Raw genomic sequence first — 21,829 nt, forward strand, 5'->3', positions numbered from 1 at the left:
CTCCCTGGTTGCGTGGACCTGACCTGCCTAATGGCTCGCGTTGACGGGCGCACGACCGGAAAGCCAACGACCGGTGTCCTACGGGATGCGGAATCGTCGTGTGAGCCGCCGGGCGTTAGGCTGGGGTGATCTTCCCGATTAGCCTGGTTCGAGGAGTAGGTCGTGGCAGACGGTGGTTCGTCCTGGTCGCCCGCTGAGATCGATCGGGACAAGCCCAACGCGGCGCGGGTGTACGACTACTACCTCGGCGGCGCCCACAACTTCGCGGCCGACCGGACCATGGCCGAGCAGGCGATGGCCGACTGGCCGGAGCTGCCGGCGCTCATGCGGGCCAACCGCGCGTTCCTGCGCCGGGTGACCCGGTTCATGGTCCGCTGCGGGATCCGGCAGTTCCTCGACCTGGGGGCCGGGCTGCCGACCGCGGGCAGCGTCGTGGAGACCGCGCAGGCCGTCGAGCCGTCGTGCCGGGTGGTGTGTGTCGACATCGACCCAGTCGCGGTCATCCACGCCCGGGCCATGCTCGCCGACACCCCGCTGGTCACCGTTCTCCAGGGCGACCTCCGTGACCCCGCCGCGGTGCTGGCCCAGGCCCCGTTCGATCCGTCGGCGCCGGTGGGCGTGCTGCTGGTGGCGGTGCTGCACTTCGTCCCGGACGCCGACGATCCCGCCGGGATCATGGCTGGCTACCGGGACGCCGTGTCGCCGGGGAGCATGTTCGCGGTCACGCACGCCACCGCCGACGCGCAGCCAACCCGGGCCGCCACCCACCAACAGCTCTACCGGCGCACGGCGACACCGATGACGATGCGTACGCGGGCCGAGGTCACCGCCCTGTTCGCGGGGCTCGAGCTCGTGCCGCCCGGTGTCGTCGACATGACGCGCTGGCAGCCGGACGCCGACGCCGACCAGTCCCTCGTCCTGGCCGGGTACGGCGCGGTCGGGCTCAAACCTTGAGCGTGCGGCGCAGCGCCGGCTGGTCGAGGTCGGTCAGGTAGACCGGGGTGCCCGGCTGCTGGCGCCAGCTCGCGTCGAGCGTGCCGGCGTCGACCGGGTCGAAGCCGAGCTCGTCGACGAGGCCTTCGACCACCTGCTTGGCCGCGGTGTCGTCGCCGGCGATCGGCAGGGCGATCCGGCCGTTCTCGCCATAGGGCTTGCCGTTGCGGCCGAGGTGGCTCGCGGAGATGTTGTTGAACGCCTTGACCACGCGCGAGTCGGGCAGGTGGTCGGCGATCCACCGGCTCGACGTGACGGCGCGGTCGGCGATCGGCTCGATCTCGCCGTCGCGCTCGGCGTAGTAGTTGTTCGCGTCGATGACGATCTTGCCGTCGAACGCCTGCTTCGGGAGGTCCTCGACGGCACGGACGGGGATGGCGAGCACCACGAGGTCCGCGTCCTTGGCGGCGTCCGCGACGGTGGCGGCGGTCGCGCCCGTCTGGTCCGCGAGCGGTCGCAGCGACTCGGGGCCGCGCCGGTTCGCGACGGAGACGTCGTACCCGAGTTCGCGGAAGCGCCTGGTGAGCGTGCCGCCTACCTTGCCGGAGCCAACGATGCCGATCCTCATGACGGTGGTTGCTTCCCGTTTTTCGGCCGCTCTCCCGTGTTGGCCCGGGCCTCTGTCGGATTTCGGCGTTTTCACGCTAGGCGGTTAAGCCGGTTCGGTGGGGCCTGTCGGACGTGTTCCCGATGGGGCCATCCGCCCCGATCTGGCACGGTTGTACCTGTCTTCAGAAGTGTGGTCGTTTCGCTGGGGGTAGGTGGCCGCCCCCGCAGCTCGTCCCGGGGCTGCGGGGGCCGGCCGTGGCACGCTTCTTCCTGATGAGCATCATCGGGATCGGGTACGAAGGCCTGTCGCTCTCTTCTTTCCTCGAGCGCCTGTCCTCCCTCGGCGTGACACACGTGGTCGATGTCCGGTTCGCGGCGCGGTCGCGGAAGCGTGGCTTTGCCAAGACCGTGCTGTCTTCAGGGCTGGCTGCTGTTGGTGTGGGCTACACGCACCTTCCCGCGCTCGGCAATCCGCCCTGGAACCGGCCCGGGTTCGCCGGCTCCGCAGCGGAGTTGGCGGCGGCCCGGGCGGCGTACGCCGCGCTGATGCCCGCCGCCTCGCTGTCGTCGGTGGCTTCGCTGGCCCGTTCGTCCTCGGTCGCACTGCTGTGTTTCGAGGCGGACCAGTCGCGGTGCCATCGTGATGTGATCCTGTCGGCGTTGTCGTGATCACTGTCGGGGTGGATCTGGCTGCGGCCGATGAACGGTCGGGCCTGGCCGTCGTCTCGTGGTCGCCGGGCCGGGCCGTCGTGACATCGGCCTCGCTCGGCGCCTCGGACGCCGCGATCGTGGCGGCGATCGAAGGGTCCGACAAAGCCGGGATCGACTGCCCGCTGGGCTGGCCGTCGGCGTTCGTGTCATTCGTGGCGGCGCACTCGTCCGGTCTCGTCTCACCGCCGTCCCCCGGCGCCGGCGCCGCGTGGCGGCGGCGGCTCGCATATCGGATGACCGACGAGGTGGTCCGTTCTTCGACCGGGCTGATCCCGATGAGCGTGTCGGCGGACCGGATCGGGCATGCGGCTTTCCGGGCGGCGGGATTGCTCGCTCTGCTGGCGCCGCCATCCGGGCGTCCGCTGTCGCGGGCTGGCGACGATGTGGTCGTCGAGGTCTATCCGGCGGCGTCGCTGTTCGGCTGGGGCCTGGCCCACCGCGGCTACAAACGCCCGGGCCAGGCGTCGGACCTGGTGACGTCGTTACTGGCGGCGGCGCCGTGGCTGTCGCTGGGTGAATTCGAGCCGCTGTGCCGCCGAAGCCATGACGCCTTGGACGCGGTGATCGCGGCCCTTGCGGCGCGGGCGGCGGCGATCTGCCGGGCGACGGTTCCGACGGCGGCACAGCTGCCGGCGGCGCGGGTCGAGGGGTGGATCGCGTTGCCCACCTGCGCGTTGGCGGATCTTGTCTAGAGCTCGACCCAGTCACCGAGCTGGCTGGGCGATCCTTTGTGGAGGAGGGCCCGCAATCGGTCCCAGGCGCTGCCTGTGCGGCGCACGTAGTCGCCGGTGAACGGGGCGATCTCGTCCATCGCCGGGACCTCGATCACCTCGTCCGCTCGCGCGCTGCCGTCGCCGGCGAGCAGCAACACCTGCTCGACGTCGCGGAACAGGTGGATGACCGCCCGGTCGCCCTCGAAGCCGAGGGTGAGCTGAGGGTATTCGCTGCCCGGCAGCCGCACCTCGAGGTAGCCGGCGCCGCGCGATCGCAGCGCGTTGAAGCGACCTTCGAGTGCGGCGGTCGTCGTGGTGCGCTCGCTTCCGTCGAACCGTCCCGTCTCCGGCGACGTGGCCGCCCAGGTCACGCTCATCTCTGCGCCTCGCCGCCGATCGCCTTCGTCAGCAGCTCGTAGCCGCTCCGGCCGCCCAGCAAAGGGGCGACATCCCGCAACGCCGTTGCCTGCTTCGTCAACGACGCAGCCATGCCGGCACGTGTCTGCGCGCTCGTCGGAGCCCGCTGGGCGCCGCCCAGCCCCGCTGCCTTGACGACCTCTCCGAGCGGGGCGTGCACGTCCACGTCGCCTTCACAGAAGCGGATGTTGGCGTCTACCGTCTTGTTGCGCACGTCGAGCCCCAACCAGACCTGCCACGGTCCCCGCGTGTAGCCGACCAGCTCGTCGTGGTCGACGTCCGGGCCGGTGAACCCGAACTCGGCCACGAGATAACCGAACCGCTCGATGACGTCCTGGGCGAAGTGCTCAATGCGCGCGTCCATCGCGTCACGAGGCCGTCGGCTTGCCGTAGGGCGGCTCCCCCAGGGCGTGCGCCAGTCGGTTGCGCACCTCGTCGACCGTGAAGTCCCACCCGGTGAGTTCGGGCCCACTCCAGTTGATCCCGACCCGAACGTTGTCGGCCGCGAGGTCGGGAAGCGCCGCGTTCCGCCAGTGGTCGAGCGGCATCGAGACGACGCGGAACTCGGGCCCCCAGCGTTCCGCGGCCTGTTGGGCGCGCGCCTTGGTGGACCAGTAGGGAAACGTCGGCTCACCACAGTCGGACGTGGGTGTCGGGCTGCCACGGTCGTCCCGCACCCACCACACGACGCCATGCCTGACGATGTCGCGAAAGAACGCCGCGGTCCGGGCTCCACTGCTGCTCAACGCGCACCCGCTCCTGCCGAACGCACCTCGACCGTCGCGGGAGACAGGTCGTCGCGGCTCATGACGGCGTCGAAACCGCCAGCCACAAGGATCTCGAGAATGGCGTCGGCCATGATGTGCTGGATGCGCCCCATCTTGAACACCGACGGATGGTCGGTCTCCCCATTGGAGAGCAGTTCCAGCGCAACGGTCGACAACCGGTCCGAGGCAGACCAGACGACATAGATGACCTCGACATCGGGTTGCACCGCGAATCCACCGTCTGATGGTCCGTCGAGCGGAAGCTCGCGCAGACCTGACTGCCGCAACTCCCGCGACACGGCCTCAACCAAGGCGCCCTCGATCATGCGTCCATCCTATTCGGGCCAATCGATGTCAGTCCGCCTCGAGTTCGTCTCGCCAGCGACCGGCAGGCCCCGGCCCCGAACGTCGCCCGAGCCGTTTGTCAGCGGTGTAACGAAATTGGTCTTGACGAAGCCCAACGCAGGTCTCGGCGGAGAACACTCGTCCGGTCGACCGGTTCCGCGGTCAAGGCCATCGCCCGGCGAAGACGAACTCGATCTCGGGCTGACCGTCCGAGGTGCGCTGCAGCAGATAGACGATTTCGGCGAACAACGCCGGCGAGGCGGCAACCAGGCGATCCACCCGCTCGACGAGCACCAGGACGCGCCGTGGAAGGTCGTCGAGGTAACCGCTCAGGATGTCGTCCCACGCGTCCCAGTTGCTGCCCCACTCAGCGAACCCCAACGCACGACCGAGGCCGTCGAGCACGACGCGCCTGGACGGCCGTTCGGGAACGACCAGTGACACAACCGTCATCCCCATGCTTCGAGCGGTATGCCGGATGCGCTGAAGGTCGCCCTCCGACACCACGTAAGGAGGACCGGCCAACCGCGGCCGCATCCGCCCGATCGACGTCTCAGCCATTCTCGTCATCCGACGCGTAGAAGGCGGCGCCATCCTGGAGACTTGCGATCGTCATCTCGTTCCGCTCCGCTCAGGAACCCGGGCCATTCGGCGTTTGGCTGGTCGTTGAGCTGAATCGGTGCTCCAGCACGGCTTTCGCCGCTTCGCGGACTTCCAGTCGCCCGGACGCCGCCGCCTCACGCAGGACCGGCTCAGCCTGCGGGATACCGCCAAGCGCATACACGGCTTTGACGCCGATCGCGTGGGCTTCATCCCACTCGGGATCCCATGCCAACGTCTGCTTGAGCACGTCGAACGCCTCCGCGTCCTCCAAGATCGTCAGCAGGTCCAGGATGTCTTCGTTCGGCGCCCTCTCGTCGCGTCGGCGCAACGCCTCGATCAGCACGGGCGTCATGTCGGGCCGCGGGCGTAGGAACGCCGCCCAGAGATAGGCCTCGTAGTTCCTCCAGTCACCCTCCACGCCGGCCCGCCGCAGACCCTCCAGGATGCACACGTCTATCCCTGAAATGGCATCGAGCCGCTCCCGAAGCACGTCATGATCGATCCCCGCGTCTGCCAGCGGCGGGTGATCGAGGATCTGCTGCAGTGCGTCACACGGGTCGGGCACCTCGGCTCCTTCGACAGCGCGGACCGCAGAATCGCCAATCAAACAGCCCACGATCGCACCTGATTCGCATCGGCTGTGCTTTGCGCCGCCATGGCTCTCGCCTCGTCGCGGACGTGCCGCATCTGGTCAACGGTCAGACGTCGGACGTCGCAGATCAGCTCGGCCAGGTCGGCGACCTCTGGAGCGAACTGTGGCAGCTCCGCGGGCAGTCCCAAGCCTCCCATGGCGGTCAGATCCTCGACCGGGATAGTCAGGAACGCCGCGAAGGCCGCCCACAACTCGGGTGACGGCTTCTTGCGATCGTGGCCCACCGCGCCGACGGTCGCCGCCGACAACGGGCCGGTGCCGGTGAGCGCGAACAACAGATGCGCAGAGTCGGTTCAGCCCAGGTTCCGGTTCCGAACCATTCCTGCCACCACGGCGACAAAGCTCGGCTCGTACCGTTCCAGGTCCGCGGTATGCCGGCCGAGTGCCGGTGCGATCTGTTGCGCGCGTCGAGCCCCCCACCCACACACCTGCCAAGCGCCGCAGGTGCCGCCGACGATCGTCGTTGTCGACCGCCAGCCCGTGAAACCGAAGTCGGTCACGAGACGGCAGAACTGTTCGACGACGTCGTGGGTGAAGTGCTCGACGCGCGCTTCCCAGCATCGCTACCAGCCCAGGCTTCTCGCGTACTCCTGTCCGTAGTGCGAGATCGTCACCTCGCGAGCGCGTCTCTTGACATGCTCCTGCAGCTCGTCGAACTGCCGGGTGTCGCCCGACAACAGCGACTCGCCGCAGGTCCGCAGGCTGCTGGCCAGGACGCGGGCATTCTCGGCGCTGGGTGCGTTGAGACTGCGCTGGTCCGTCTCCGGACAGCCGGCGACGGTTTCAAGATCACCCAGGTCGAAGTAATGCAGTGTGGAGTCGGCCCGGATCTCCGTCTTTCCTTTCGGCGGGAACCCGCCGTCAACCAACCGGACGAGCCACACCGTCAGCGGGTCGCGCGGATACCAGTCGACCAAGACCCCCACGTCGTCCTTGGCGTAGCGCACCTCGAAACCGCCGTTGGCCCGGCGTTGCCCATCGCGGGTGAACCCAAGTTCTGATTCGAGGAACTCGAAGGTTGCCTCCACCTCGGCCAGCGCGTCGCTCATGATGCCGGCCACCTCATCAGATGCTTGCTCCCGTACCCGGCCGTCTCCCTGGCCTCCATGCCGTAGAAGTCGCCGAACGGATCCTTGCGGCCGAGGTCAGGGCCGATATCCACGATCTCGTATCCCTCCCGCATCTTGTCCTTGATCCACCGTGTGTTCCGACGTAGGGCCAGGGCGTTGTCCCAAGGATCGTTCTTCCACGGCTTGTACGTCAGCACGTGCCCGACGCCTTCGGCCCGGAGCGCGGCGGCGGCGTCGTTCACACGGGTCATTGTGCGCCCGATCACCAGCACCTTGTAGGGACTACCAAGCGTACGGAGGTGATCGGCCACGCCTCTGGCGGACTGCGGCGTGCCGCAGTTGTGCACCAGCACCGAGGCCGCGCCGGCCGCCACGTAGTAGGTATGGATGCCGTTGACGGTCAGGTTGTGCACCGTCCTCGCCTCGGTCCACTGCCGCGTCGCGATCACGGTCAGCTCGCCACCGTCCGGCGTCGCGACGAGGTCACCGGGCCGCAGGTCCTTCGCGGCGACGAAGCGGCCTTGGTCGTCGACCCAGAACGGGTGACCATCGGTCGCCACCAACCGGCCCGTGTCGACCGTGATCTCCACCAGCCGCTTCTCACCCGTGCCGGTGATCAGGGCGTCGACGGGCCGCGCGGCGGAGACGCCGAGCTCGGGATCGGTAGCCAGCACCTCGTCGCCGACCCGCACTTCTTCGATGGCCTTGTAACTGCCGTCGGCCATGAGCACGGCGGTGCCGGGCACGAAGCTGTTGGAAAGGCAATTGCCGCCCCGCGATGCCGCGGTGTTCCCGCCCCCACCGCGGGCCGGTGTGCCGCCGCTCGCCTTGGCCGGGCCGCCACTGCCGCCGGCCTTGGCCGGACCCGCGCTACCTCCGCCGCCGGAAGCCCTCGCACCGCCGGTCGGGCCGCCACCGCCGGATGCCGCCTTGCCTGGGCTCGGTGCCGCCTTGCCCGCGCTGGTGGCCGTGTCAGCGGCCTTGGCGCCGGAGCGGGCACCGTCGGCCGCCTTCGCGGCTGACTGCGCCGCGTCGACGCCCTTGGCGGCGTACTTGGCGCCCTTGACGGCCGAGGCCGCGTAGCCGGCGAACGGGATCGCCGACGCTGCGGACAGTGCGGCGTTGGCATAGTCGCCCTCCGCCGCGTACCAGGCGGCGTTGGCCAGGTCGGCGACCTCACCGACGCCCGGCACCAGACCGGCAACGTCGAGTGCGGCGTGGCCGATGTCGGAGAGCGAGAAGTGTCCGTCGATCTCAACCTGGGAAACCGGGTTGCCGCCACCGAACGCGTACCGATTGTTGGTGAAGGGGTCGGTCGCCAGGTTCATGTCGTCCAGGGCGCCGTTGTAGTTGTCCTGGGTCAGGAACCTGTTGAGACCAGGGTCGTAGTCGCGGAAGCCCATGTCGTAGTCGCCGGACGACTGGTCGAAGCGTTTGCCGTTGAACCGGTAGGCGTTGTACGGCTCGCGGTTCGGGTCCTCCGGGTTGCCCGCGTCGGGCTTGTCAACGCCGGTGAACTGTGGGCCGTCATTCTTGCCGTAGGCGGTGTAGCCGTAGGTCGCCCTGGAGTCGCCCTGCTCGTCAGTGAGCTGCTCCACGTCGGACTGCGCGTTGTAGCCCTGGTAGGACTCCTCGAAGCTGCCGTCGTCCTTGAACTTCTGCTGCGACAGGAGCTGGCCCTGAGCGTCGTAGTTGTAAGACTTGCGAAGCTTCCCGCCCTCCTCCTCGGCCAGCACCTGCTCGCTGAGACCGAGGTAGGACAGCGTCGTGGTCTTGTCGTTCTGCTTGCGGGTGAGCTGCCGGTCGAGCGGATCGTACGTGTATTCCGTGGTGCCGCCCGGCGTCCGCTTATGGGTCTTCGTCCGGTCGAACCCGTCGTAGGTGTAGCGCTCGATCTCGGTGTCCGCCGCGGTGACGCTCTCCAGCCGCCCGAAATCGTCGTAGCGGTACGTGGACCGGATGCCGGAGGTCGTGGACTCGTTCAGCCGGTTCCGGTCGTAGTCGAACGTCGTCCGGGTGCCCTTGATCGTTTGGTCGATGACGTTGTTGTTGGCGTCGTGCACGTACTTCTCGGTGCCGGCGCCGTGCCCGGTGGCGACCTGCTCCCGAATCCGGTCGCGGGGGTCGTACTTGTACGTGGTCGTCGTGTCCAGCATGGACGACTTGTTGTCGGCGTTCTGCTTCTTGCCGATGTCCTTGGTTCTGTTGCCGTTCGCGTCGTATTCGAGCGTGTGCTCGCTGACGACCGTGGTGTTCTGCTTCTTCTCCACCTGGTGACGCAGCGCCTGGTCGAGGAAGTACTCGTAGGTGACGGTGTTGTTGTTGCCCTTCTTCTCCGTCGCCACCTGCCGCCGCTTGGTGTAGGTGAAGGTCGTGGTCTTCTTCGCGGAGTCCGACTCGCTCTTACCGTTGGTTACGGTCTCGACCAGGTCACGGTTGTTGTACTTGTACTCGGCATAAGTCTTGTCGTGGAACCGCTTGAGCAGGTTGGAGTTGGTGTCGTACTCGAACCGCGTCGTGTTCTTAAGGCTGCCTCCGAACCGCTCCTCGATCCGGTCGACCCGGTTGAGCACGTCGTACGCGATGCTGTATTTGTCAATCTTCGCGTCGGCACTGTTGTCGAGCATCTCGGAGAGGTTGGCGTTGGCGTCGTAAGAGAACGCGAAGCTCTTGCGGGCCCCCCCGGTGGCGCCGTCGCCGTCGTCGGACTGGGTCTTCTGCTTCCCGTCCGGGAAGAAGGTCCAGTTCATCTGTCGGTTCTTGGAACCGCCCGTCACCTTGCGCGAGGTCTGGTTGCCGATCACGTCGTAGTCGTAGTCCGTGCGGATGTTCCAGGGATCGGTGCTGGTCTTGGTCCAGCTGTTGTCCCAGTAGGCGTAGCTCGTGACCGTGCGGTTGGACTCGCCCTCGGACGGCGGGGCCTCGACCGTCTTGATGTTGCCGAGCTTGTCGTACGTGTAGATCGTCGAGTCGGGCGTCGTGACCCGCTCGTCGTCGTCGTTGTACGGCTCGAGCTGCTCCTTGAGGCGGTTGAGCACGTCGTACTTGGATTCGGTCGCGAAGTCTCGGGTGTCCGTGGTCTCGGTGCCCCGCGGCGAAATGACCCGGGTCTGGTTGCCGACCTCGTCGTACTCGAAGGCGGTCGTGCGCACGACGGATCCGTTGTGCGGCACACGCTGTTCGATCAGCATGCCGCGCGGGTCGTATACCAGGACCGTCCGGTTGTTGTCCTGATCGATGACCGCTGTCGCGTTGCCGTCGCGGTCGAACTCCGTCTTGTTGGTGAACCCGTCGGCGTCGGTTACCACCGTCGCGCGCCGGTTCAGGTCGTAGTCGTACTTCTCGTTGAAGTCGTTCGGGTCGGTCGTGGCCGACTTGCGCTGGTCGGCGATCGACTTGAGGTTGCCGACGTTGTCGTAGTCGGCGGTGATGTTGCCGCCCTTAGGGTCGGTGCCCTCGACGAGCTGGTTCAGCTCGTCGTAGCGGTAGCGGGTGACGTAGTCGTTAGGGTCGGCGGTCAGTGTGCCCTTCGGCTCTGTCTCCGCGACGAGGTTGCCGACCGCGTCGTACTCGAGCGTCGTGGTGCGCTCCGGGCCCGTGGAGGTGTCCTTGGGCTCGGTGACGAATGCGAGCCGGTCCGCAGGGTCGTGTCCGGACTCCTTGACCGCCCCGTTGGCCTGCTCCTCGCGGATGACGTTGTCGTTGCCGTCGTAGGTAGGCCCGGGCGTGAAGATGTACACGTTGTTGGCGGCGTCCTTCGGGACGCGGGAGCTCAAGGGCCGTCCGAATGTGTCGTACGTGTACTGCGACGTCTTCGAGTTGGCATCCGTTATGGACACCACATTGCCGATGGCGTCGTATTCGTAGGTCTCGACCTGGTTGAGCGCGTCAGTGATCTTTCTCGGGTAGCCGACCGGGTCGTACTCGCTGTACTTCGTGGTGTTGTCGTTGGCGTCGGTGCTGGTCAGCTGCTGGCCCCACGTGTCGTACGTGTAGACCGACGTATAGTCGCCCGCGGTCGTGGTGGCGGTGCCGTTCGGGTCCGTGACCGAGGTCAGGTTGCCGTAGGTGTCGTAGCCGAAGGTGTATTTGCGACCCTCCGGGCTGGTCTTCTCAGTCAGTTCCGCGGTGTGGCCCTTGAGCCCGAACCGGTAGCCCAGCTTCTGGGGCGCCGTGTTGTTCTTGTTGGCCTCTGGGTCGCGGATCTCCAGCGGCAGGCCGGTGTTCTCGTCGTAGACCCAGGAGGTGACCGCGCCGTTGTCTTCCTGCATGCGGCGCACGTTGTTGTCGGCGTCCCAGGTCAGCTCGGTCTTCTGTTGCTTGGCGTTCGTCAGCAGCTCCGGCCGGCCGTAGCCGTCGATCTTGTAGGTCGAGGCGTGGCCGTTGGCGTCGGTGACCACGGACTCGATGTACGAGCCGGTGCTGCCGTCCGGGTCGGAGTAGTCGAACTCGGTGGCGTTGTCGACCCGGTCGGTGACCTTCTGCGCCCGCCACCGCAACAGGTCGCTGGACGACTGCGGGAAGTACGCGACCTTGGTGCCGTTGCCGCGCGGGTCGTCGACCCGGACGAGCTTGGGGTTCGTGATGCCCAGGGAGTCGTCGTAGTAGAAGCCGAACGGCTTCTCGTCGGGCGTGCCCTGGCCGTCGATGACCTGCCGCAGCGTGCCGCGGTCGCTGTAGGTGAGAGTGATCCGGCGGCCGGTGATGTCCACGATGGACCGCAGCTGGTTGACGATCTGCGCGTTGGCCAGGTTGGTGCCGTTCTGCTTCGTGTTGCCGACGAAGTACTGGTAGCTGTCGCCGGTGTTGAAGTATTCGAAGGTGAGCGTGCGGCGCCCGGTGCTGTCCGTCAGGTACTTCAGGACGCCGGTGTTCCGGTTGCCGATGTTGGTCCGCTCGTAGGTGAACAGCAGGTCGTTGCCGTTCTTGTCGATGATCGCCGTCTGGTAGCCGTCGGCGTCGAAGTAGAACTGGCTGCGATCCGGCCGCGTCATCACCCACGTGCGCACCGGGTCGTTGGCCGGGTTGCGCTGCAGGTAAAGGTGCACGCCGGCCGGGTTGTCGTAGTCCCAGTCGGCCTCGTTCGTGCTGTTGTGCTTGTTGAGGTCGAAGAAGTGGCTCGTGCCGTCGCCGTCGGTCAGCGTGATCTTCGCTGGCCAGCGGGCGTCGCCGCCGGCGAACACCAGTGGCGAGCCGAGGCGTTGCACCGTCGAGGTCGACAGCGACCAGCCATATCCGACGTACGAGTTCGAGCTGTCCTGGCTGTTGTAGGACAGCCGGACGAACGTGGAGGAGCCGCGGCTCGGGTTGCTGAACGCGTTGTAGCTGAACACCGCGTTGCCGGAGAACTGGTTGACCATCACGGTCGAGCCGGCGCCGGCGTTCTCACCGGTGTATTGGTAGAACTTCTCCAGACCGAGCTGGTCGGAGGTCGGGTCCTCCACCGCGATCCGTTGGGCCAGCGGCGGGATCTCCCACACCTGCGACAGCCACTGGCCGGTGGTCTTGTTGCGCAGGTCCCACTTGAGCACGAAGGCGCGGCGCTTGTTGCCCTGGTCCGTGCGTACCGGCGTCATGATCTTCGCCTGCACCGTGGTGACCGCGCCCGACGTGAGGTCGACCGGCAGTGGCGTCTCGCGCTGGTTGTCGGGCGTCGTCACATCCGTGCCGTCGGCGAGCTCCCAGCGGTAGGAAAGCACCCAGTCGGCCTTGGCCAGCGTCGAGCTGACCGTGTTGGTGATGCTGACCGGCGAGGTGTATTCGTCGCCCGGGATCATCCGGGACGGCACGGTCGGCGCGTAGTAGGTGTTTTCCGTCGCCGGCGCCGTGTAGACCACCTCGAGGCGTGGCCGCTGCCGGATGTCGGGCACCTCGCCCGAGGTGAACAGGACCCGCTGCGTGGGGGTGGTCTCGTTGGCCAGGCGGAAGAGGACGCCCTTGTTGCTCGTCGGGTTGTTGACCCAGCCCTGCACGAGACTCGTCGCGTTCCAGTTCTGCCAGCGCGGGTCGAGGCCGATGTTGGTCACCGCGCTCGTCGCCGCGGCGGTGTAGTCACCGCCGGCCGTCGTCCAGGCGGTGGCTGTGCTCGCCCGGTTCCAGGAGGCGGTGGCTTCGTCGAAGTCCCGGGTCAGTCCGTGCATGTTGAACGTGGCGCCGGTGCCGCCCTCCGAGTACGCACCCCACAGGCCGACCTTGGCGCTCAGCACCTTGGTGCCTGCGGGTAGGCCGGCCATGCTCGGCCACTTCACGACCGTGCGACTCGTACCGAAGATCGAACCGTTGTTGCCGATCTGGACCAGGCCGCCGCCGTCGAGCACGTCGTGCCCGGTGGTCGGCTGCTTGCTGGTCAGCGTCGTGTCGGTCGAGTTGCCCTGCAGCACCCGCACGATGTGGCCGGCCTTGGGCAGCTGCACCTGCTCGGTCGGCGACGGGATGAGCTGACCGTCGCGGGTCTTGACGACGATCATGTAGTAGAACGGCGCCCCGAACTCGGTGGGGTTGTTGGCCGCCGTCGGTGTGCCGCTCGTGTCGCTGTAGTTGGTGCGTTCCTTGATAACCGGCGCCACCAGCGTCTTTGCCGACGGGATGAAGCTCTGGGCGTTGCTGCGGTGCACCTGGTATTCGACGATGTCGTCGGGCGTGGTGGTGCCCGGCGACGGATCGGTGTAGGCGCTCCACGCCAGCTCAGCGCCGGTCGACCGGATGGTGGTCGGCATCTGCAGCGTCACGCCGGGCCGGCCCCAGGTCAGCAGCAGCGTCGGGAAGGTGTCGACCTCGCCGCCGTACGCGTTCTCGGCGCCCTCGTAACGTGGGCCGCTGAGCACGGTGGCTTCGTTTGCCGTCTTGACCATGAAGCCGTAGTTGGGCTGCTTGTTGTCGATCCAGTCCTGCACGATCGAGCGGACGCTGAAGTTGTGCCAGGCGTGCTGCTGCAGCGGCGTCTTCGTGTCGGCGGCCCGCTTGATCAACCGCACGCCGTCGCCCACCACGACCTTGTTGGCCACGTCGCCGAGGACGACCTTGTGGGTGGTGCCGGCGTTGAAGGTGTACGAGCCGAGCGAGACCCACGCGCCGTTGCCCGAGCCGGTGGTCTGGTTGACCGTCTTCGGCGTGCTGCCGCCGGCGTGATGGATGGTGTAGGGCGCTGCCGTCGCGCGATCCGCTCCCGGCACATAGTGGACCTGGACCTCGTAGCTGCCGGTCTCGGTGACCCGCGGCACCCAGGTGAACGTGTCGCCCGTGGTGGCACCGCTGTTGCTGCGGAAGGCGCCGTTGAGCGCGGCCGCGTTGCTGGTCGACGGCCACTCGCCGCCGGCGGCGGTCTTGCCGGAGTCGGCGTTGTCGACGAGTTCGGTGTTGCTGCCCTGCTCACCGAGCGCCGCCTGGATGTTGTTCCAGGTGACGGTGTTCTCCGCCCAGTTGGCCGTGACCCGGTGCGCCTGGATCGGGACGGTGTCCGGGTCGTTGGCGTTGACCATCGTCTGGTCGAAGTAGAGCTTCAGCTGGGCGGAGTCGAGCTTGGTCCCGGCCGGCACCTCGGTCATCGGGAACTTGACGAGACTGCGGAACGTCGCCTTGGTGGTGGTGTTGACCTGGTTGGTGCCGACCGACAGCCGCCAAAGCGAGTCGTAGTTGGTGGTCGGCTCGTACGAGTTGATCATCGCGTCCTGCGCCTGACCGACCTGTGGCTGCACCTTGATCGTCGGGTCGATCACGACCGGGTAGCGGCGGTCCGGGCTGCGCAGCCAGTCGGCGTCGGCGGTGATGGTGAGCCGGTCGCCGGTTAGGGTCTGCTTGACCGCGCTGCTCCAGCCGCTGCCGGTGGCGGTGCTCTTGTCGGCCGCGGCGTCGTACATGAACGGCTTCGGCAGGTAGAACACCGGAGTGTCGCCGGTGCTGGCACGGAAGGCGATCGAGCCATCCGACTGCTGCTCGGCGACGACACCATCAAGATCGAGAGTGAACGTGTACGCGGCCGCGCCGGTCGGCGGCCGCTGCAGGACGATCTTCTCCTTGAGCAGGGTGGGCGTCACGTCGTAGACGAGGTCCGCCTGTGGGAACGCCGCCGGGAACCGGACCTCGCTCTTGCTGGCCTTCGGCTTGATCGCGCGCGGGGCGCCGTCGACGCCCATGGTGATCGAGCGGCCGCCGAGGTCGAAGCGGGCCAGCCGGTCACTGCGGTCACCGAAGGCGCTGCGGAAGGCGTTGCTGTTCACCTCGTACGGCCAGCCGGCGGTGTCGCTCTTCCGCACGGTGGTGTCGATGTCCTGCCAGCGGCCGTCGGCGTCGCGGTAGTGGACCGGGTGGGTGCTGACCTCGGACTGCCGGCGGCCGTCGGCGAGCTTGTAGACCTTGGCGTTGGCGGTGCGGGCGGCCTTGTCCTCAGCGACCCGCTTGACCGCGGCGATGGCTTTGCCGGCCGGGAGTCTCGCCGGGTGGGGCAGCATGCCGCCGGGGCCGGGTGGCGTCTCCGGGACCTCGCGGCCGCGTACCTGCGTCTGGGCTTGGGCTTGCTGCGCCCGCTCGGCTCGGTCCCGGCCGCCGCCTCCGGCCCCGCTCTCGCCGAGCCGAGGGATCAGTGACTGTCCGGTGGCTATCAGGACCAGGGCGAGCACCGCGGCCCCGAGCGCGGTCAGCAGGTAGCGGCGCCGTCGTGAATTGTCCATAGCGCTGTCGGATCCCCCTCGGTAAACCAGCCGACAGCACATTTCCGCGCAGCATCGAATGCCGCGCGGCCGTTATAGCGAAAATGGGCGCATCAATGCGCGCCAGGCTGCGGCGTGGCTTGTCTCTCGACGAATGAATGAACGCTCAACCGACTCGGTGACTGTGTCTTGCGGCGCGCCGATGACGCGCCGGACCGAGCGGACCCGGCCCCCCGTGCTGCATGTCTGCCGTTCGCTGCGGGGAACATATCAGGGCGGTTGTCGACGGGCAATGAACTGCATGGATTTTGTGCGGTGCTAAATGTCCGTTCTTCAGATAAGCCGCAAGGCGCTTTTAGGGGTCAGCGAAAGATGACGCGTAGCGATAGCGTGCGCCCGCATAGAACCGAAACGGGGAGGGCGAATGAAACCGGTTCGAAATCGTATTATTGCGGGCGTGGCAGCCGGCGTTGCCACGCTCGCCGCGGTCGCTGTGGCCTCAGCCCCGGCCCGAGCGGACACCAACCTGGGCCTACCAGCCTTCGGCGACATGATCGTCGACGGCGAGTACGACCACGTCTTCGTCACTGGCGGCCCAACCGCGAACGGCGTGGTGGTCCTCAACCTCAACGGCAACGTCGAGGAGACCATCGGCAACCAGTACGGAGCGACCGGCATGGCGCTCAGCGCCGACGGCAAGAAGCTCTGGGTGGCCCTGGCCGCCGGCGACGCCATCTCGGAGATCGACCCGCGCACCCACCGCGAGGTGGCCCGCTATTCGACCGGCACCCGCACCTGCCCGACCCACCTGGCCCGCACTGGCGACGTTTTGTGGTTCAGCCACGGCTGCGACGGCACCTGGAGCGGCGGCGTCGGCCGGGTGACGTTCCCGCCGCCACCGGAGCCCTGCCCGACCGCGTCGCCGTCGTCGCCGTCCTCACGGACGACCCCTTCCCCTACGCCGTGCCCGACCGCAACCCCCACCACACCGCCGAAGCCGAAGATCGACCTGCACCAGCAGGGCGACCTCCGCTTCCAGCGAGCTCCGTTGCTGGCGGCACACCCTGATCCCGCGGGCCCGCTGGTGGTCGGCCAGCCGAACCTGAGCCTGTCCACTGTCTACGTCTACAACGTCGGCACCAACAACGCCCTGTCGACGGCCGCCTCGAGCACGGCGCCCGGGAGCAACCTGCACGACGTCGCCCTGGACAAATACGGCCAGACCCTGTTCACCGCGGCTGGCTCGAAGAACGCGACGCAGGCGTACGCGACGGCAGACCTATCGGGCCGAGGCTCGTACTACACGGGCTACTACCCGCTAGCTGTCGCTCAGTCGCCGGACGGCTTCCACATCGCCAACGCCGTCCGCTCCACCGGCGACGACGTCTACATCTACGAAATGGGCGGCGTAATCCCGGAGCAACGCCTGAACGTGAGCACCGACGTGGTCACGCCGCGCGGCATCGCGTGGTCGCCAGACAGCGACGACCTATATGTCATCACTCAGCCCCCGGCGGGCGGACCCCCGACCCTGCACGTGGAGCGCAACTCCACTGTCTAGTCACGACAGCACGGCGCGCTCCAGCCCGCGAGCTGGAGCGCGCCGGTTCGTCGGCGATCGGGCGGGTTGGCTCGCCTCGGGCTACTCGGCGCAGCGCCCGAGCGGGCTTCCACCACAGAGCGCTTGACTACGGCCCTTGCTGTCCCGCCTCCCGCGCTGCGGGCGCCGGGCCCCGGGCCACTGCGGGCGCCGGGCCCCGGGCCACTGCGGGCGCCGGGCCGCGCCACTGCGGGCGCCGGGCCGCGGCGGACTGCGGACTGCGGACTGCGGACTGCGGACTGCGGACTGCGGACGATCGTGCGACCGTCGCCGAGCTCGATCTCGTTCTCGCGTGAAACCCGTTGTTTGGCCTACGCGAATCAACAGCGCGGACGCCCGGCCGACGACACCTAAGGGTTCAGGAAGGCTTGATGACGCAGCCCGCGCAGAGCTTTGGCTGCGGGAGCGTGAAGGCTAGGCAGCACGTCTTGCGCTGGACGTTGATTTGGCCTCCTGGGCCGTCGACCAACTCGATCAGGTCGTCGAGTTCCAGCGCCGTCAACAGCGTCGTGATGTTGTCGCGGGTCGAGCCCGGCAGCCAGTCCGCCGCGCGGAGCAGGCCGTAGGCGATGCCCGACGCCACCGAGCCCATCAACGTGCGGGCGCCGACCCGGACCTCGGTGTGGATCGCGTCCAGGAGCGGGTTGACGTGCTCGTCCAGCAGCGACCGACGGAACGCCTCCAGGAGGGCCGGCTCGTCGGGGACGACCACGACCTCCGGGAGGCCCGAGATGGCCAGCGGGTCCGAGGGGAGGACGGCGACATCAATGGTCCGGCGGTAGCCCAGGGTCAGCAGCGGGCGGTGGTCCTCGAAGTGGACCAGGACGTCCGACGAGCGCAGCAGCGGCACCCGGCGAGCCGAGGCCCAGCCCAGCACCGCCGGCAGGGTCAGCCAGTAGCTGTAGGACTTCCACGCCAGGGCCGCCGCGGCGTGGGGGGAGCCGCGCCAGCGGCGGGCGGCGGCGTCGAGCAGGTTTGGCAGGTGGGTGCCGTCGGCGAGGGACGCGGCGGGGATCCAGCCGGCCGGGTCGTGGACCAGGAGGCCGCGCGTCAGGCCCGGGAGGTCGTCCGTGCCGAACATTGAGCGCAGCGTTGCGCTGATCGGGTCGAAGGGGGCGCCGGCCATCGCGCGGAAGTCGATGGTCGCCGTCACTCCGACCCCACCACCCTCCGCGTCAGTGCTACTAGGTCTGTCACGTGCGACTACCTCTAGTTCGCCAGCCGAAACACCATAGCGTGCTAAGGCTAGCCTAACCAGAGAAACGCCACCCGGCGGGTGGACGACTCTTCTGGGCGGAAATCAACACTTCGTGCCGTGTCGGCTCGCTCGCACTCAGCGACGAATGTCAAGGCATTTGTCGGTAACGCGGCACTTCTGGCCGGGTTGCGGTTGGGCGACGCAGACTGGATTACCCGGCCCCAAGGGGAGTCCCGCCCCCAAAAGGGATGCGTGATGCCGAGCCCGCCGCCGACTTCACCAATATCGCCGATAGAACGAGCTGCCGACTCGTTCGCGGCTGAGTTGTCGCGCTGGCGGGTCGAACGCGGGCTGACCAAGAAGCAGCTGGCGACGCAGATGGGCTTCGACCCGTCGTACGTCAGTCATGTCGAAGGTCGTCGTCACCGGCCCACCGAAGACTTCGCCCGGCGTGCGGAGGCGGTGCTCAGCGCGGGTGGGGCGATCTGGCTGCGTTTCCAGGACTACGACGACCTGCGGCATTCGCGCGGGGTCGCCCAGCCCGCCCGCAGCGACCCGCCCGTGCCCGAGCAGTGGATGCCACCGGGCACCGGCTTGATCGTCGAGCAGGAGGTCGCGACGCTGGCGTTCGTCGGGGACGCGTACCGCTGTGTGATCCGCCGTTCCCTCTATAACGCGGGCACCGAGCCGGTGACGCGCTATTTGGTGCGGGTCGCGGTCGATCGCTACCCGGAGGACCCGGAGCGCTCCAACCAGCACCACCGCGACCACCCGCTGTCCTTCGAAGAGCTCGACCTGCAGGCATGGTGCGACGACCCGCCCGCGCGCGAGCCGATGGACTGGCGCAAGAAGCACGACCGCGACGCGTTCAAAGAGGTGTGGCTGCTCTTCGAGAACGCCGACGGCCGGTTCCCGCTATATCCCGGGGAACGGGTCACCATCGAGTACGCGTACACGGTGGGTCAGGAGAAGTGGGGTCGCTGGTTCCAGCGCGCGATCCGGCTGCCCACCCGCCGGCTGACCGTGCGGCTCGACTTCCCAGCGGAGCTCGACGCCCAGGTCTGGGGCGTGCAGACGTCGCTGTCGTCCGAGGAGGCGCCACTGCGCACACCAGTGAGCCGGCGTACGGAGGACGACCGCACCTGGTTCGAGTGGAGCACCGACTCGCCGACGTTGAACGCGCGGTATCGGCTCGAGTGGCGGTTCCGGGCAACCGAGCCGCCCAGCCGCTCCGGCCTCAATGGACGCCATGTGGCGGCGCCACCTGACCCGGTTGTCATGCCGGAGTCCGCCGCGGTTCTCGTGCCGGCGCAACGCCACGCGCCGCGCACGCCGAGCGAACGGATGCGCTCCGTCGGCGTCGTCCAGCGTGGGAGTGCGCTGCTCGCCCACCCGGCGGTGCCGCTGCGCCTGCCCGCCGACGCGGACGCCGGGCGGGACGTGGTCGACCGGCTGTTCGCGGCCCTCGAGCGCATCGAGGAGCTGCACATCTTCACGAAAGGCGTGGGATTGGCGGCGCCGCAGATCGGGCTAGCGGTCGCGATCGCCGTCGTCCGGCCGCCGGACCCGGCCGCGGAGCCGCTCGTGCTGGTCAACCCGCGCATCGTCGACGCGTCGCCGCAGACCGACGAGCAGTACGAGGGGTGTCTGTCGTTCTTCGACGTGCGGGGGTTGGTGCCGCGGTCGCTGCGGATCGAGGTCGAGCACGCCGACTGGAGCGGTGCGCGGCGGTTGACGACGTTCGACCGCGGGTTGGCGCGGCTGGTCGCACACGAGATCGACCACCTTGAAGGCCGGCTGTACGACGAGCGGATGCCGCCGGGGTCGTCGCTGGTGCCGCTGACGGAGTACCGCGAGACCGGCGTGCCCTGGAGCTATTAGCGCTCAGGGTTCGCAGCTGACGCGGCCCGGGAGGACGAAGAATGACCGCTGCTTGCGGCCGAGAGAGACGGACGCGCGTAAGCGTGCCCAACTGGAGTGGCCAGACGGCCCGTCGAGCGGGCCAGCGCCACCCACAGCGGCCCGGGCTAGGCATCGACGCAGCGGCCGACTCTGTCGCGCCCGGGTGGATCGCCGGCGCGCCGCGCCCGCCGACGTGGCTCAGCGCGTGGCTACATGAGACAACATGTAGCCATGGTCGAGGCCGACCCGTCGCAACGGGTCGGGGGTAAGGGCGACCGGGCGCGGACATGGCAGCGAAGCGCTCCCTGGCGGGAGCAACGGCCGCGCCCACCGCGAACCCGAGCCACCCAGCCCTTGACCCTAGATCCAGCCTTTGACCTCAGATATCGCCGAACGTGTCGTACTTGATCCGCACCGCCGGCACCTTCAGCTCGGCCAATGTGCGCAGGGTGTTCTTGACCATCGACGCCGAGCCCGAGACGAAGAAGTCGTGATCGCCCCAGGGCCCGTAGCGCGCCACGACTTCGCCGATGTTGCCCTGTTCGCCGACGAAGTTGCGGTCGTCGCTGCAGGCCGGCACGACCGACAGCCACGGGTAGCGGGCGGCGAGCTTGTTGAGTTCCGGCAGGTCGTAGAGGTCGTCGCGGTCCTTGGCGCCGAAGAACACGTGGACCCAGCGCGTGCGGTTGTAGCGGGTCAGTTCCTCGATCAGCGCCTTGATCGGCGCCAGGCCCGTGCCGCCGGCGACGCAGACCACGTCTCGGGTCGACTTGCGGTCGAGGGTCATCGTGCCCATCGGGGCCGCGACTCGCAGCAGGTCGCCCACCTGGACGCGGCGGACCAGCGCGCTCGAGACCCAACCGGCGCCCAACGCGCGTACGTGAAACTCGATCGTGCCCTCTTTGTTGGGGGCGTTGGCCATCGAATAGGTGCGCCACAGTCGGGGCTGATAGCGCGGGGCCTCGACGCTGACGTACTGGCCGGCGCGGTATTCGAGTGGATATTGCAGCGGTCGGCAGGTCAGCACCGCGATGTCGTTGGCGCGGCGCTCGTGGGTGAGCACCTCGGCGTGCCAATAGGCCGGGTTCGGGTCGGCCTCCGCCCCGGCGATCATCTTTTTCGCGATCACGTTGTACGCGTCGCCCCACGCCTGGTCGTATTCGATGCTCCACTCCTCGCCCGCGAACGTGCGCAGGGCCTCGAGCAGCGCGCTGCCGACGACGTCGTAGTGCTCCGGTTCCACGTGGAACTTCCGGTGGTCGCGGCCGAGCTGGCGGAGATATTCCTCGAACCGGTCCGGATCGTCGAGGGTCTGCACCGCGGTGACGATGGCGCCGAGCAGCCGTGCACGCTGCACGTCCATGGTCACCGGGAAGAGGTTCCGTAGGTGCGGGTTGGACAGGAAAATGCGTGCGTAGAAGTAACCGGCGACCTTGTCCTGCTGCTCCTCGACGAGGGTCCAGCTTTCCTTCAGTAGCCGTGAAAGGTTCCCCATTGACGCCCTTTTCGCTTGTCTGACGCGCCTCGGCCTCCACCCGGCCCGCCGTGCCTCTGGTTGATCAGGGTGTGTGTGGTCGCGCTGTGCACGTCTGACCAGCCTGCGCACTCTGCGTCGAGGTCTATCGCACAGAATGTGCGACGAACGCGATCCGGCCCTGTCTATG

The 21,829-nt window shown here is 68.0% G+C and carries 17 protein-coding genes; 5 read left to right on the forward strand and 12 right to left on the reverse strand.

The window, feature by feature from the left end; all coding sequences use genetic code 11:
- Nucleotides 1–162 precede the first annotated feature (162 nt).
- Nucleotides 163–954, forward strand: a complete 792-nt coding sequence (locus tag O7635_RS09090; protein ID WP_278079973.1) for an SAM-dependent methyltransferase — start codon at nt 163–165, stop codon at nt 952–954.
- Here the strand turns inward: O7635_RS09090 and O7635_RS09095 are convergent.
- Nucleotides 944–1,561 (reverse strand): NADPH-dependent F420 reductase, encoded by a 618-nt coding sequence (locus O7635_RS09095; protein WP_278079974.1) that lies wholly within the window; start codon nt 1,559–1,561, stop codon nt 944–946. The two genes, O7635_RS09090 and O7635_RS09095, sit on opposite strands and share 11 nt — an antisense overlap.
- A 254-nt stretch (nt 1,562–1,815) precedes the next feature.
- On the opposite strand from O7635_RS09095, the gene O7635_RS09100 reads away from it, so the two are divergent.
- Nucleotides 1,816–2,211, forward strand: coding sequence for a DUF488 domain-containing protein (locus tag O7635_RS09100; RefSeq protein ID WP_278079975.1), 396 nt, complete (start codon nt 1,816–1,818; stop codon nt 2,209–2,211).
- Between the two features lie 11 nt (nt 2,212–2,222).
- Entirely contained in the window at nt 2,223–2,945 is a 723-nt protein-coding gene (locus O7635_RS09105) for a DUF429 domain-containing protein (protein ID WP_278079976.1), read from the forward strand.
- Here the strand turns inward: O7635_RS09105 and O7635_RS09110 are convergent.
- From O7635_RS09110 to O7635_RS09150, 9 genes are all read right to left on the reverse strand, one after another.
- Nucleotides 2,942–3,343, reverse strand: coding sequence for a hypothetical protein (locus O7635_RS09110; protein WP_278079977.1), 402 nt, complete (start codon nt 3,341–3,343; stop codon nt 2,942–2,944). The genes O7635_RS09105 and O7635_RS09110 overlap by 4 nt on opposite strands.
- Nucleotides 3,340–3,747 (reverse strand): hypothetical protein, encoded by a 408-nt coding sequence (locus O7635_RS09115; RefSeq protein WP_278079978.1) that lies wholly within the window; start codon nt 3,745–3,747, stop codon nt 3,340–3,342. The genes O7635_RS09110 and O7635_RS09115 overlap by 4 nt, the downstream gene beginning before the upstream one ends.
- Nucleotides 3,748–3,751: 4 nt before the next feature.
- Nucleotides 3,752–4,129, reverse strand: a complete 378-nt coding sequence (locus O7635_RS09120; protein ID WP_278079979.1) for a DUF2750 domain-containing protein — start codon at nt 4,127–4,129, stop codon at nt 3,752–3,754.
- Nucleotides 4,126–4,476: a hypothetical protein gene (locus O7635_RS09125; protein ID WP_278079980.1), complete on the reverse strand. Its 351-nt coding sequence runs from the start codon at nt 4,474–4,476 to the stop codon at nt 4,126–4,128. Before O7635_RS09125 ends, O7635_RS09120 begins: the two co-directional genes overlap by 4 nt.
- A 181-nt stretch (nt 4,477–4,657) precedes the next feature.
- Complete coding sequence (locus tag O7635_RS09130) at nt 4,658–5,056, reverse strand: barstar family protein (protein WP_278079981.1); 399 nt, start codon at nt 5,054–5,056, stop codon at nt 4,658–4,660.
- A gap of 70 nt (nt 5,057–5,126) precedes the next feature.
- Nucleotides 5,127–5,663, reverse strand: coding sequence for a hypothetical protein (locus tag O7635_RS09135; RefSeq protein WP_278079982.1), 537 nt, complete (start codon nt 5,661–5,663; stop codon nt 5,127–5,129).
- Between the two features lie 38 nt (nt 5,664–5,701).
- The gene (locus O7635_RS09140; RefSeq protein ID WP_278079983.1) at nt 5,702–6,025 is read right to left on the reverse strand and encodes a hypothetical protein; all 324 of its coding nucleotides are present in this window, start codon (nt 6,023–6,025) and stop codon (nt 5,702–5,704) included.
- 288 nt (nt 6,026–6,313) lie between these two features.
- On the reverse strand, nt 6,314–6,799 hold the full coding sequence (locus O7635_RS09145; RefSeq protein WP_278079984.1) for a hypothetical protein: 486 nt from the start codon (nt 6,797–6,799) through the stop codon (nt 6,314–6,316).
- Nucleotides 6,796–15,486 (reverse strand): DNRLRE domain-containing protein, encoded by an 8,691-nt coding sequence (locus O7635_RS09150; protein WP_278079985.1) that lies wholly within the window; start codon nt 15,484–15,486, stop codon nt 6,796–6,798. The genes O7635_RS09145 and O7635_RS09150 overlap by 4 nt, the downstream gene beginning before the upstream one ends.
- A 436-nt stretch (nt 15,487–15,922) precedes the next feature.
- Between O7635_RS09150 and O7635_RS09155 the strand changes: the two genes are divergently transcribed.
- Nucleotides 15,923–17,026 (forward strand): hypothetical protein, encoded by a 1,104-nt coding sequence (locus tag O7635_RS09155; protein WP_278079986.1) that lies wholly within the window; start codon nt 15,923–15,925, stop codon nt 17,024–17,026.
- 397 nt (nt 17,027–17,423) lie between these two features.
- Here O7635_RS09155 and O7635_RS09160 read toward each other — a convergent pair whose 3' ends face one another.
- Nucleotides 17,424–18,191 (reverse strand): (2Fe-2S)-binding protein, encoded by a 768-nt coding sequence (locus O7635_RS09160; RefSeq protein WP_278085417.1) that lies wholly within the window; start codon nt 18,189–18,191, stop codon nt 17,424–17,426.
- Nucleotides 18,192–18,518: 327 nt separating this feature from the next.
- Between O7635_RS09160 and O7635_RS09165 the strand changes: the two genes are divergently transcribed.
- Entirely contained in the window at nt 18,519–20,144 is a 1,626-nt protein-coding gene (locus O7635_RS09165; protein WP_278079987.1) for a peptide deformylase, read from the forward strand.
- 400 nt (nt 20,145–20,544) lie between these two features.
- Here O7635_RS09165 and O7635_RS09170 read toward each other — a convergent pair whose 3' ends face one another.
- Nucleotides 20,545–21,660: a globin domain-containing protein gene (locus O7635_RS09170; RefSeq protein WP_278079988.1), complete on the reverse strand. Its 1,116-nt coding sequence runs from the start codon at nt 21,658–21,660 to the stop codon at nt 20,545–20,547.
- Nucleotides 21,661–21,829: the final 169 nt, after the last annotated feature.

This window comes from Asanoa sp. WMMD1127 (assembly GCF_029626225.1).
Taxonomy (GTDB): domain Bacteria; phylum Actinomycetota; class Actinomycetes; order Mycobacteriales; family Micromonosporaceae; genus Asanoa.